The 12,746-nt window shown below is 72.6% G+C and carries 11 protein-coding genes; all 11 read left to right on the forward strand.

The annotated features are described in order from the left end of the window. Positions 1 to 28: 28 nt before the first annotated feature. Positions 29 to 1,282, forward strand: coding sequence for an acetyl-CoA carboxylase biotin carboxylase subunit family protein (locus OG455_RS31415; RefSeq protein ID WP_266299529.1), 1,254 nt, complete (start codon positions 29 to 31; stop codon positions 1,280 to 1,282). Positions 1,283 to 1,328: 46 nt separating this feature from the next. Then, positions 1,329 to 2,633 carry an MFS transporter gene (locus tag OG455_RS31420; RefSeq protein WP_266299530.1) on the forward strand — a complete coding sequence of 435 codons (1,305 nt, stop codon included), beginning with the start codon at positions 1,329 to 1,331 and terminating at the stop codon, positions 2,631 to 2,633. Positions 2,634 to 2,880: 247 nt separating this feature from the next. Continuing rightward, complete coding sequence (locus tag OG455_RS31425) at positions 2,881 to 4,098, forward strand: ParB N-terminal domain-containing protein (RefSeq protein WP_266299532.1); 1,218 nt, start codon at positions 2,881 to 2,883, stop codon at positions 4,096 to 4,098. Positions 4,099 to 4,102: 4 nt separating this feature from the next. Further along, entirely contained in the window at positions 4,103 to 5,329 is a 1,227-nt protein-coding gene (locus OG455_RS31430) for an FAD-dependent oxidoreductase (protein WP_266299534.1), read from the forward strand. Between the two features lie 120 nt (positions 5,330 to 5,449). Continuing rightward, positions 5,450 to 6,739: a lysine N(6)-hydroxylase/L-ornithine N(5)-oxygenase family protein gene (locus tag OG455_RS31435; RefSeq protein WP_266299536.1), complete on the forward strand. Its 1,290-nt coding sequence runs from the start codon at positions 5,450 to 5,452 to the stop codon at positions 6,737 to 6,739. A 202-nt stretch (positions 6,740 to 6,941) separates the two neighbouring features. Further along, the gene (locus tag OG455_RS31440; protein ID WP_323185600.1) at positions 6,942 to 7,340 is read left to right on the forward strand and encodes a cupin domain-containing protein; all 399 of its coding nucleotides are present in this window, start codon (positions 6,942 to 6,944) and stop codon (positions 7,338 to 7,340) included. Continuing rightward, positions 7,337 to 8,914, forward strand: coding sequence for a class I tRNA ligase family protein (locus OG455_RS31445; protein WP_266299538.1), 1,578 nt, complete (start codon positions 7,337 to 7,339; stop codon positions 8,912 to 8,914). Before OG455_RS31440 ends, OG455_RS31445 begins: the two co-directional genes overlap by 4 nt. Beyond that, positions 8,911 to 10,161: an ATP-grasp domain-containing protein gene (locus OG455_RS31450; protein ID WP_266299540.1), complete on the forward strand. Its 1,251-nt coding sequence runs from the start codon at positions 8,911 to 8,913 to the stop codon at positions 10,159 to 10,161. Before OG455_RS31445 ends, OG455_RS31450 begins: the two co-directional genes overlap by 4 nt. Beyond that, positions 10,158 to 10,610, forward strand: coding sequence for a hypothetical protein (locus OG455_RS31455; protein WP_266299542.1), 453 nt, complete (start codon positions 10,158 to 10,160; stop codon positions 10,608 to 10,610). The genes OG455_RS31450 and OG455_RS31455 overlap by 4 nt, the downstream gene beginning before the upstream one ends. 7 nt (positions 10,611 to 10,617) lie before the next feature. After that, positions 10,618 to 11,817, forward strand: a complete 1,200-nt coding sequence (locus tag OG455_RS31460) for a hypothetical protein (protein WP_266299544.1) — start codon at positions 10,618 to 10,620, stop codon at positions 11,815 to 11,817. A gap of 15 nt (positions 11,818 to 11,832) precedes the next feature. Continuing rightward, the gene (gene ddaH / locus OG455_RS31465; protein WP_353963021.1) at positions 11,833 to 12,732 is read left to right on the forward strand and encodes a dimethylargininase; all 900 of its coding nucleotides are present in this window, start codon (positions 11,833 to 11,835) and stop codon (positions 12,730 to 12,732) included. Positions 12,733 to 12,746 lie beyond the last annotated feature (14 nt).

The following is a 12,746-nucleotide window of genomic DNA, read 5'->3' on the forward strand; positions in this document are numbered from 1 at the left end:
AGAGGGAGTCCAGGAAGGAAGTCAGAAAATGATCACCGGCAGCGGGGTGGCAGAGCGGCCACTTCTCCTTCTGGTCGCCACGGGCATGCGGTCCTACCGCGAGTACTTGCTCGGGCCGATCAGCACCGAGTTCCGGGTGCACCTCTTCCACACGGTCGAACCGACGTGGGAGCGCGAGTACCTGAGTGGCTGGACGGTGCTGCCCGACACCTACGACGGGCCGGCGCTCGCCGCCGCCGCCACCGAACTGCACCAGGTCGAGCCGTTCGACGGCGTGCTCTGCTGGGACGAGGGGCGGATCCACGCGGCCTCGCACATCGCCGAGGCGCTGAAGCTTCCGAACGGCGACCCCGCGGTCATCTGGCGGCTGCGCGACAAGGGGCAGACCCGGCAGGCGCTGGCCGCCGCCGGAGTGCCCCAGCCGCTGTCGATCCCGGTGAGCACCGAGGAGGAGGCGCTGGCCGCGGCCGAGCGGATCGGCTACCCGGTGATCGTCAAGCCCCGCGGCTACGGCGCGAGCATCGGCGTGATCAAGGTGGCGAGCCGCGAGGAACTGGCGCGGGGCTTCTCCTTCACCCGCACCACCACGCTGCCCGACCCGGTCGTCTTCAACTCCGCCGAGCCCTATCTGGTGGAGGAGTGCGTCACCGGTGAGGAGATCAGCGTCGACTCCGTGGTCCACCACGGCGTGGTGACGGCGCTCTTCGTCGGCCGCAAGCAGGTCGGCTACCCGCCCTACGCGGAGGAGGTCGGCCACTTCGTCGAGGCGGCGGACCCGCTGCTCGCCGATCCGGAGTTCGCCCGGCTGCTCACCGAGACCCACGCGGCGCTCGGCTTCACCGACGGCTGGACGCACAGCGAGTTCATGCTCACCGCCGACGGGCCGCGGCTGATCGAGGTCAACGGGCGGCTCGGCGGCGACCTGATCCCGTACCTGGGCCGGCTCGCCACCGGGATCGACCCCGGCCTGGCCGCCGCCCGGGTGGCCTGCGGCCAGGCGCCGGAGCTGACCGCGACCCTGGCCAGGACCACTGGCGTGCGGTTCTTCTACGTGGCCGAGGAGGACACCGTGATCGGCTCGGTCGACTTCGACCGGCAGCGGCTGCCGGCCGCGATCGACCGCGCGGTCGCCGTCGCGGCGCCGGGCGCGGTCGTCTCACCGCCGCCCAGGGGCACGGTCTGGGGCCGGATCGCCTACGCCACCGCCGCCGCCGACGACCGGGCGGCGTGCGGCGCGGCGCTGGACGCGGCCGAGGCGGCACTCGTCGTCCTGCCGGGGTGATGGCCATGATTCTGACGAACCGTCAGATATGCTGTGGGGCAGGGCGATGAGCGGCAAGGCGGAGAGCGGCGGCGGCCCGGGAGCGTGGGCCACCTTCGTGGAGTCGCCGCTCGCGGTGAAGGCGATCCTGGCGGGCGTGGTGATCAACCGGCTCGGCGCCTTCCTCGGCATCTTCCTGGTGCTCTACCTGACCGCCCGCGGCTACTCGGCCGGTCACGCGGCCTTCGCGCTCGGGGCCTACGGGTTCGGCGGGGTGGCCGGCGTGGTGGTCGGCGGCGCGCTGGCCAACCGGCTGGGTGCGCGCAACGCCACCGTGCTGAGCATGACCGGTTCGGCCTTCCTGCTGGTGCTGGTCTACTACGTGCACAGCTACCCGCTGATCACCGCGTCGGTGGTGCTGGTCGGCCTCTTCCAGACCATCTACCGGCCGGCCTCGGCCGCGCTGCTCTCCGAACTCACCTCGGACGAGCGGCAGGTGATGATCTTCGGGATCTGGCGGCTGGGGCTGAACATCGGCACCACGCTCTGCCCGCAGCTCGGCTTCGGGCTGTACCGGCTGGGCGGCCACGGCTACGGCATGCTCTTCTGGGGCGAGGCTGTGGTGGCGGTCGGGTACGCGGTGCTGGCCTTCCTCACGCTGCCCGGCAAGCCGGCGCCGGGCGCGGAGCCGGCTGCCGGCCGGCGCGCGGGTGCTGGTGCTGGCGCCGGTGTCGGCGAGGCCGCGCCCAAGGAGAGCTACCTGACCGTCCTCAAGGACACCAGGTTCAGCTTCTTCCTGGTGGCAGCGCTGACCAACGGGATCATCTACTCGCAGTACCTCTCGACGCTGCCGCTGGACCTCACCCGGGCCCATGTCGACGTCTTCTGGTACAGCCTGGCGGTCTCGGCGAACAGCATCATCGTGATCTTCGTCGAGCTGCCGCTGACCAAGTACACCCAGAAGTGGCCGGTCAAGCTCACCGCCGGCACCGGCTTCGCCCTGGTCGGCCTCGGTGAGGCGTGCTACGGCCTGCCGCTGGGTGCCGCGGTGATCCTGACCGGCACACTGATCTGGACGCTGGGCGAGATCGTCGGCGGGCCGACCTTCTTCGCCTACCCCGGCCTGGCCGCTCCACCGCGGCTCAAGGCCCGCTACATCAGCAGTTTCCAGCTGAGTTTCACCGCCGGCACCGCGGTCGGTCCGGTGGTCGGCGGCCTGCTCTTCCAGCAACTGGGCCACGGCGTCTGGCCGGTGGTGGCGCTCTTCGGCGCGCTCTCCACCGTCTTCGGTGTGGCCGGGATCCGGCCGATCGTGCCGTCCGCGGCGCTGAGCGAGCAGCCGGACCAGGAGCCGGTCAGCGAAGGCGTCTGAGGCGCCGGCCGGGTGCGGTCCCGAGCCTTGGCGCAGCCTTGAGTTTTGAGCAGTCCCGAGTTCCGAGCAGTCCCGAGTTCCGAACAGTCCCGAAGTTTCGAGCATGCGCGATCCCTGGCACCACCGCCGGCGGCGACCCCGTCCCGGGCGGGTGCCCGGCGGCCGCTTCGACGCTCACCGCGCACAGCCCGGCTCCGCCACATGGAGCCGCACACGTTCTGGCGACACATCTGCCTGGGGGCGCTAGATGAGAACAGCGGACCGGATACCCATCGAGTCGATCCGGCCAGGGGAGTCGCCGCGCTTCGGCGCGGAGGACGAAGAGCACATCAGGCGGCTGGCGCAGACCGATGCCGAGCTGCCGCCGATCCTGGTGAACCGCCGCACGATGCGGGTGATCGACGGCATGCACCGGCTGCGGGCCGCCCAGCTCAAAGGTGAACGGACCATCGTCGTCGAGTACTTCGACGGCACCGAGGCGGCCGCCTACATCCTGGGCGTGCAGGCCAACGTGGCGCACGGGCTGCCGCTCTCGCTGGCCGAGCGCAAGGAGGCGGCCCGCCGGATCGTCGGGTTGCAGCCGGAGCTGGCCGACCGGGCGGTCGCGCAGCTGACCGGGCTGGCCGCCGGCACGGTGAGCGCCATCCGCAAGCTCGCGGGCGCCGAGGCGGCCCAGCGCGGCACCCGGGTGGGGCGGGACGGACGGCTCCGCCCGGTCAACGCGGACGAGGGACGGCGGCGGGCGGTGGCGGTGATCCGCGAGTATCCGGATGCCTCGCTGCGTGAGATCGCCCAGGCGGCCGGGGTGTCGCTGGGTACGGCACATGACATCAGGGCCCGGTTGGAGCGGGGAGAGGACCCGGTGCACCGTGATGTGCCGCGCGGCGCGGGGGAGTTGGCCGCCGCCCAGGGGGTGGAGCTGGCCGCGGTCTCCGCGCCCTCCGGTGGGTCGCCGGGCGCCGGTGGGTCGCCGGGCGCCGGTGGGTCGGCGGGCGCCGGTGCGCCGGGCGGGTCCGCGGGGCTGAGGGTGTCGCAGGAGGTGGAGGTGGAGGTTGAGGCGCCGACAGCTTCGGTTCCGGCGCCGCGCAACGGCCGACTCGCCGCGATGGGCCCGCTCGGCATGGCCGGGTCGGCCGCGCACGCTCGGCACGCCCCGCAGACCGTCCGGCGGGAGCGCACCGAGCGCACCGAGCGGCCCGAGCGGTCCGAACGGCCGGAGCGCCCCGAGCCGTTCGCCGGACTGGAGACGCTGCGCCGCGATCCCTCGCTGCGCTTCACCGACCACGGCCGGGCGCTGCTGATCTGGCTGCACCGCCGACTGGTGGTGGTCGGCGAGGCGGAGAGCGAACTGGGCAACATCCCTTCGCACTTACTGCCGGTGGTGGCCGACCTGGCGCAGGAGTGCTCCGACATCTGGCATGAGCTGTCGATCGAACTCCATTACCGTGCCCGCCAGATCGGCTGACCCGATGCCGGCTCGGCAGGCCACCGGAGCCGCCCCGGGCCCGCCGCCGCATCCGGGCCCGGGGCCCGCCCCGCACCCCGCGTCCGCTCCCCGCTCCGTTCCTGCTCCAGGGCGTGCTCCTGGGCGCGGTGTCGGGCGCGACCGGGTCGCGATCGTCGGCGGCGGACTGGCCGGTGCCGCGCTCGCCTGGCGGCTGGTGCGGCGCGGATGCCCGGTCACGGTCTTCACCGGCGGCCGGGAGAGCGCCGCGGCGGACGCCACCGAGGCCTCCGGTGGACTGGTCCGCGGCTTCGAACCCGACCTGGTGGCAGCCAGGTCGGCCGCGACCGGCCTGGCCGAGCTGCGGGCTGATCCGGTGCTCCGCGACTGGGCCGGCTACCGGGAGACCGGTTCCTGCTTCGTGCTGCTGCCTGGCAGCGGCCCCGGCCCCGGCCCCGGCCCTGGCCCCGGCGGCGACCGGCCGCCGGGCCCGGACGCGGTGCTGGGGCTGCTGGACGGACTGCTGCCGGGCTCGGCCGAACTGGTCGAGGCGGCTTCGCTGCCCGCCTTCCGCAGTCTGCCACCCGGGACTTGGGCCGTGCTGGAGCGGGCGGCGGGCCGGATCTCGCCCGCCCGGCTGCGCCGCTCGCTGCTGACCGCCGTCGAGCGGCACGGCGGCCGGCTGTGCGCCGAGCCGGTGGCCGATCCCTCGGACGCCGAACTGCGTTCGCGCCACCGGGCGGTGGTGCTGGCGACCGGACCGTGGACACCGGCGCTGCTGGCCCGCGCGGGCCTGCCCGACCAGGGGCTGCGCAGCAAGCAGATCCAGTACACCGTGCTGCGCGGCGTCCGACTCCCGCCCGGCCTGGGCTCGTTCGTCGACGAGACCTCCGGGCTCTACGGCCGCCCGGACGGGCCGGACGGCCTGCTGCTCGGCCTGCCCACCGACCGCTGGGACGTGGATCCGGTCGCACCGCGCCCCGATCCGGCGCTGGCCGTGCGGGTGCTGGCGGTGGCCCAGCAGCGCCTGCGGCTGCCGCCGGGGCCGGGCGGCAGGCGCCACCCGGGCCACGCGCGCACCGTCGCGGCCACCGACTGCTATGCCCTGTCAGGCGGGCTGATGCTCCGTCAGCTCGTTGGCCAGGAAAGACTCTTCACCTTCACCGGCGGCACCGGCGGCGCCGCCAAGACGGCGCTCACCGCCGCGCGTACCGCCGCAGAGGAACTCCTCCAGGCCGCCGCGGCCGGTTGAACGCGTTTTCGGTCAGTTGAACCAGGAATTCGGTCAGTTGAACGCCTTGTCGGCGAAAAACCACCGTGGTTTGCTGCGCAAAGGGGAATGCACCCACCATTTCCGTGATTGGGGAATGTTTTGGAAAGCCAGGACATCGAACTGCTCGCCATCGGCGCCGGACCGGCCAACCTCGCCCTGGCGGTGGCACTGGAAGAACTCGCACCGGGCGATCTCGCCGAGCGGACCCGAATCGTGGAGCAGCACGATTCGGTGATCTGGCAGCGCGGCATGCTGCTGCCGTGGACGCAGAGCCAGGTCTCCTTCCTGAAGGACCTGGTGACCCTGCGGAACCCGACCAGCCGCTACTCGTTCATCAACTACCTGCACTCCGCGGGCCGGCTGGACGAGTTCATCAACCTGGGCACCTTCACGCCGTACCGGCAGGAGATCTCCGGCTACCTGCAGTGGGTCGCCGACACCCTGGCCACGGTCCGGATCGACTACGGCCGGCGCAGCACCGGCATCACCCCGCTGCGCGGCCGGGACGGACGGCTGCGGGGCTGGCGGACCGGCTTCGCGGACGGCTCGCAGATCACCTCGCGCCACCTGGTGGTGGGATCCGGGCGCGATGCCCGGATCCCGGCGGAGTTCGCCCAGCTGCCCGCCGAGCGGGTCATCCACAGCGCCGAGTACTCCGCGCGGATCGCCGCGCTCGACCCGGCGGCCAAGCAGCGCTTCGTGGTGATCGGCGGCGCGCAGAGCGCGGCCGAGCTGCTCTGGGCCGTCCACCAGGGCTTCCCGGCGGCCGAGACGACGATGGTGATGCGCTCGATCGGCCTGAAGAACTACGAGTCCAGCAAGTTCACCAACGAGGTCTACTACAGCTCGTTCATCGACGACTTCTTCGCCTCCCCGGGCCCGGCCCGCGAGCAGCTGCTGCGCGAGATGCACCTGAGCAACTACGCGGGCCTGGCCCCGGGCCTGCTGGAGACGCTCTACCGCCAGCGCTACCTGGAGCGGCTCGGCGGCGAGGAGCGGCTGAAGCTGATCACCATGGCCGACGTGGTGTCCGCGCGCTTCGAGGACGGCGAGGTCGTGCTGACCCTGGTCGACCGGCGGACCGGTCGAAGCTCCGAACTGGCCGCCGACCACGTGCTGCTGGGCACCGGCTTCGAGGGGCGGATGCCCAGGCTGGTGCAGGGGCTGGCCGACCAGCTCGGCCTGGCGGAGGTGACCGTGACGCGCAACTACCGCCTGGTGCTGCCGGGTGAGGAGAGCGGCCCCGCGGTCTACCTGCAGGGGGTCAACGAGGCCACCCACGGCATCTCCGACTCGCTGCTGAGCGTGCTGGCCGGGCGCTCCGGCGAGATCGTGCAGGACCTGCTCGGCCGCCGCGACCAGCCGGGCCTGCTGGTCGACGCCGCCTGACATCCACAAGAGCATCCCGGTCGCGTCGACGGCCGCCGCCCTGGCCCTCCTGGCTGTGCCTGGCCGTTCCTGGCCGTTCCTGGCCGTTCCTGGTCCTTTCCGGCCCGCGCCGGCCTCTTTCCGGTTGCCCTTTCCGGCCGCCGCCGCATTCACCGGCCGCTTTCTGGCCGCCGTCTTTCTGATTCCGGGAGAGGGATCGCACATGACGATGGAAATCCGCCCGCTGAACCGCGACGGGCTGACGTTCGAGTACGAGCTGTTCACCCAGCGGCTGGTGCCGTGGCCGCTGCTGAACGCGCCGTTCGAGGGCTGCTGGTCGATTGTCGAGCCCGGCACCTCCTCGCGGCCGCACGAGCACCACGAGTACGAGATCTGGATCGCGGCCCGCGGGGCGGGCCTGATCGAGGGCGACGGCGAGCGGCGCCCGTTCGCCGCCGGTGACGTGGTCCACTTCACCCCGGGGACCACGCACTACGCGATCAACGAGGAGGGTGCGGAGGGCAACCTGGAGTTCTACTCGATCTGGTGGGACAGCGAGTTGGCCGTGGCCTTCCTCGACCGGCACGCCAAGGAGCAGGAAGCCGCCGGAGCGGCCTCGTGAGCGCGACCCCACGCCGGATCGTGGTGGCGGCCACCCCGACGCCCAACGGTGACCTGCACGTGGGCCACCTGGCCGGCCCCTACCTGGCGGGCGACATCTACGCCCGCCGGTTGCGCGCGAGCGGCGCCGAGGTGACCTGGACCACGATCACCGACGACAGCCAGACCTATGTGGTGGCCTCGGCCGCCCGGGCCGGCAGCACGCCGGAGCGGCTGACCGCCGACTCGACCGCCGCGATCGAGCGCTCGCTGCGCGACATGGCGATCGAACTCACGAGCACTGGAACGCAGTTGATGCCGCCGGTGGACGAGGGCGCGCGGGCGGCGGTGACCGGGTTCGTCACCGCGTTGTACGAGCGCGGGGTGCTGCGCGAGCAGACCGTGCGGCTGCCCTACGCCGAGCGGTCAGGGCTGCACCTCTACGACGGCCTGCTGAGCGGCCGCTGCCCCGCCTGCGGGGCCGGCAGCAACGGCGGGGCCTGCGAGGACTGCGGTGCGCCCAACAACTTCGACGAACTGCTCGAACCGCGCTACGCGCTGGACCCCGAGGAGCCGGTGGGATTCCGGGAGGTGACGATCCTGGTGCTCCCGCTGGAGGAGTACCGCGCCGAGCTCACCGCCCACTTCGCCGAGGCCGCGGGGCGCTGGCGCCCCCACCCCAACCGGCTGATCGAGCAACTGCTGGCCGGGCCACTGCCGGTGGTCCCGGTGACGGTCCCCGGCGAGTGGGGCGTGCCCGCGCCGTTCGCGCCCACGCCGGGCCAGATCGTCTACCCCTGGGTCGAGGGGATGCCGCTGGCGATGTACGCCACATGGTGGGCCCAGGGGCAGGACCCGGAGGTCGGCTACGACGAGTACTGGCGGGCCGAGCACGGCGCCGAACTGGTCTTCCTGCACGGCTTCGACAACGTCTACCACTGGGGTGTGGTCGACCTGGCGCTGATGCTCGCGCACGGCGGGCGCTACGTGCGGCCGCGGGCGAGCGTGGTCAACGAGTTCTACGAGCTGGAGCACGCCAAGTTCTCCACCAGTCGCGGCCATCTGATCCGGGGTCGCGAACTGCTCGCGGACACGCCGCGCGACGTGTTGCGGCTCTACCTGGCACTGACCCTGCCCGAGCGCGAGCGGACCAACTTCGACCGCGCCGAGCTGGCCGCGGCCGGCACCGCCCGGATCGTCGGCCCCTGGGACGAACTCGCCGCACTGCTGGACGACTTGCGGGCCGTGCGGGGCAGCGCCCCGGTGCCGGTGGGTGAGCCGGCCCGGCAGGCGGCCCGTGCGTTCGCCGAACAGGTCGCCGATTGCTTCGAGTTGGCCGATTTCAGTGTCGCCAGGGCCGCCGCGCTGATCACCGACCGGATCGCCGAGCTGCGTGACCAGGCCGCGGCTGGCGCCGGCTTCGGCGACCTGCTGGCCGCCGCCCGGGGCCTGCTGGCCGTGGCCGCCCCGTTCCTGGTGGACACCGCCGCCCAGGCCCGGGCGGCCGGGGTCGAGCTGGTGCCGGACGCCGCGCTGCCCGAGAAGATCACCCCGTTCCGGCTGCCCACCCTGACCCGCAGGAGGGAAGAACGATGAAGCTGCTCGCCATCGAGAGCGTCCAGAACAAGCAGTACTACAAGTCCCGTTACCAGCAGGTGGTCGACCTCGGGGTGGACCTCTACGTGCTCAACGGGGTCGGTGACGTGGACTTCTGGCCCGCCGACCGCTACCGGCTGGCCGGCTCCCGGGAGGCCGATCGGCTGGTCGAGCTGGCCAAGGAGTGGCACGAGAGCGAGCACTTCGACGGCGTGATCACCTTCAGCGAGCCCGCCGTGATCGCCGTCGCGGTGGTCGCCGAGGCGCTCGGCCTGCCCGGCATCGGGGTCGAGGCGGCCAAGGCGAGCCGCAACAAGTACCTGATGCGCCAGGCCCATGAGCGCGGGCGGGCGGCCCACCCGGCCTTCCGCTACATCGAGAGCCTGGAGCAGGCGAAGACCGCCGCCGCTGAGTTCGGCTACCCGGTGATCATCAAGCCGACCCTGGGCGCGGGCAGCTACTTCGTCTTCAAGGTCGACGACGAGGCCGAGCTGGCCGAGCGCTACCAGCAGGCCAAGGAGGGCCTGGCCGGCATGTTCTGGTCGCACGCCGAGGTCGGCGGGGTGGACCTGGGGCCGGACGGGCTGCTGATCGAATCCTTCCTGGACGGAAGGGAGTTCCTGATCGAGGCGGTGGCCTGGGACGACGAGGTCTACCTGGGCTCGGTGATCGACCGGATCACCCTGGAGGGCGCCACCTTCGACGACGACGTGCACCACGGGCCCACCACGCTGAGCGAGGCCGAACTCGTGGCGGTGCACGAGGTGGTGAAGGCCGGACTGCACGCCCAGGGGCTGCGGCGCAGTGTGGCGCACGCCGAGGTCCGCTTCCACCAGGGCAAGCCGTACCTGCTGGAGATCGCGGCACGGGTGGGCGGCGGCGGCCTGGACGCCTGCGCGCGGCTGACCGCGGGGCACGACCCGATCAAGGCCGTGGCGGACATCGGCGGTGGGGTCGCGCCGCAAGTGCGCCACTACCGCCCCACCGGCACCCACATCACCGCGATGTGCCTGATCGCCGAGGAGAGCGGCACCATCACCGGCATCGAGGTGCCCGAGCAGGTGAGCACCTCCGAGCAGGTCTTCCTGTTCAAGCTCACCGCACGCCCGGGGGACGTCAACCTGCGTCCGCCGTACGGCAATTCGATCTTCGGATTCCTGGGCACCACTGGTACCACCTTCGAGGACGCGATGGACACCATGACCGGCTTCGCGGACCGGATCAAGGTCACGGTGGAGCCGAAGTGAACACCGCCATCGACCGCGATCACGACCGCGATCACGACCGCGATCACGACCGTGGTCACGACCGCGTGTACGACTACGATCACGACCGCGAGTACGACTACGACGGGCGCAGTTTCCGCCCGGCGGGCGCCGATCCCGGCGAGTCCGGCCGCTCGGCCCGCTACCACCAGGACGGCGATCTGCTGCGCGGCGAGTTCTCCGGCGGTGACACCCGCCAGGGCGTCCTCGCCGGTGTCTGCGGCCCCGACGGCACGCTGGACTTCGCCTACTGCATGGTCCTGACGGATGGTCAGGTGGTGGTCGGGCGCTGCCACTCCACCCCGAGCCGACTGCCGGACGGTCGGATCCGGCTGCACGAGCGCTGGGAACGCTACGGGGCGCACGCCGCGAGCGGCATCTCCTGGCTGGAGGAGGCCGTGCCGGACGCCCCGGCCGGGGCGGCGTCGTGAGGGCCGGATGCCCGAACTGATCGAGGCCGTGCGGCAGGCCGTGGCGGCCGGCCGAGCGCCCGCCCCGGACGTGCGGCTGGCGCTCGCGCAGAGTGCCGACCCGGTGCTGCTGGCCGCGGCGGGCCTGGCGTTGGCCGCGCTGCGCGACCCCGAGGGCCAACTACGGGCACTGCGGGTGGTGCTGGCCCCCGCCTGCCCGCCCGGCCCGCTGGGCGCGCTGCTGCGCGCGGTGCTGGTCGCGGCGGGGGCCCGGCCCGAGCTGATCGAGCTGCCCTGCGCGGCACTCGGTTCCGGGCCGCCCGCCGGGCCGCCCGGCCCCGCTCCCGATCTGCTGGTCCGGCTGCTGGACGAGTCGGCCTTCCTGCCGCACCGCTTCGACCTGACCGCGCCGGCGGCGCTGGGCGGGCACCTGGAGCGGCGGCTGGCCCAACTGGCGGCCGACCTGCGGTCGGTCGGGCCGGTGGCGATCGTGCTGCACACCGTCCCGCTGCCGGCCCGGCTGCGGGACACCGTGATCGGCATCCGGGCCCGGGCGCTGCTGACCCGCCTCTGGTACCGGCTCAACGCCGGCCTGCTGGAGCTGGCCGAGCAGGACCAGCGGATCCACGTGGTGGACCTGGCCGGGCTGCTCAGCACGGTGCCGGCCGCCGCCCGCGACGAGCGCCGGCAAGCCCGTTCCGACCCCCCGTACACCGACCGGGCGTTGCTGCTGCTGGCCGAGGAGGTCCGTCGGCTCGGGCAGGCCAGGCTCGGCCTCTCCCGCCGGCTGCTGGCGCTGGGCCCCGACGCCGAGCGCTGGCCGCCGGAGGTCCGGCGCACGGTGGCGCTGCTCGCCGAGCAGGGCGTGCGGCTGCTCCCCACCGACCCGCACGCGCCCGATCCGGTGGAGCGGGTGCTCAGTGAGCGGCCCGAGGTCCTGCTGCGCGCCGAGCTGTTCGCCCGCCGGGTGGTCAGCTGGGCGCCTCGAGCGGGCAATCTGCGTCGGGCCGCCGAGACCCTGGGCCTGGGCACCGAGTCGGTGGTCTTCCTGACCGCCTCGGATTTCGAACGCGGCCATGTGGCAGCCGAGTTGCCTGAGGTCGCGGTGGTCGACACCGGTGGCGGCGATCCGGCGCAGCTGGTGCGCTCGCTGGTCGGCCACGGCTGGTTCGACGTGCTGGAACCGGCTCCTGATTCCGCCAACCAACCTTACTCACCGAGGAATTGATTCACCGTGGCTTTGATGACGACCGAGACCGAGACCGCGACGGGGACCGGACCGGGGGCCGAGCGGGTGACCGAGCGAGTGACCGAGGCGGGAACCGGGCGGGTGGCCGAGCGGGTGGCCAGGCCGCGCCGACTGCTGATGTGCCGGCCCAAGCACTTCGAGGTCTGCTATTCGATCAACCCCTGGATGCACCCCGAGAAGCCGGTGGACAACAGCCTGGCCCTGCTGCAGTGGGACCGGCTGCGCGACCTCTACCTCTCGCTCGGCCACACCGTGGAGGTGATCGAGCCGGTGCCCGGCCTGCCCGACATGGTCTTCGCGGCGAACGGTGCCACGGTGGTCGACGGCAAGGTGCTGGGTGCCCGGTTCCGCCACGTCGAGCGGACCGCCGAGGGGCCCGCCTACCTCTCCTGGTTCCTGCGCAACGGCTACCAGGAGGTGCTGTGGCCCGAGTTCATCAACGAGGGCGAGGGCGATCTGCTCTGCGTCGGGCGGCGGATCCTGGCCGGCAGCGGCTTCCGCACCGACCGGCGCGCGCACGCCGAGCTGCAGGAGTTCTTCGGCCTGCCGGTGACCGGGTTGACGCTGGTCAACCCGCGCCACTACCACCTGGACACCGCCCTAGCGGTGCTCTCCGACACCGAGATCATGTACTGGCCGGCCGCCTTCACCCCCGGCAGCCAGGCGGTGCTGCGCGAGCTCTACCCCGACGCGGTGATCGCCTCGCCCGAGGACGCGGCGGTCTTCGGTCTGAACGCCTTCTCGGACGGCCGCAACGTGCTGCTGCCGCAGGCGGCCTCCGGGCTGATCGAGCAGCTCAAGGAGCGCGGCTTCGAACCGCTCGGGGTGGACCTGTCCGAACTGCTCAAGGCGGGCGGCAGCGTGAAGTGCTGCACGCTGGAGCTGCGTTCCTGAGCTGCGTTCCTGAG

The organism is Kitasatospora sp. NBC_01287 (assembly GCF_026340565.1).
GTDB lineage: Bacteria > Actinomycetota > Actinomycetes > Streptomycetales > Streptomycetaceae > Kitasatospora.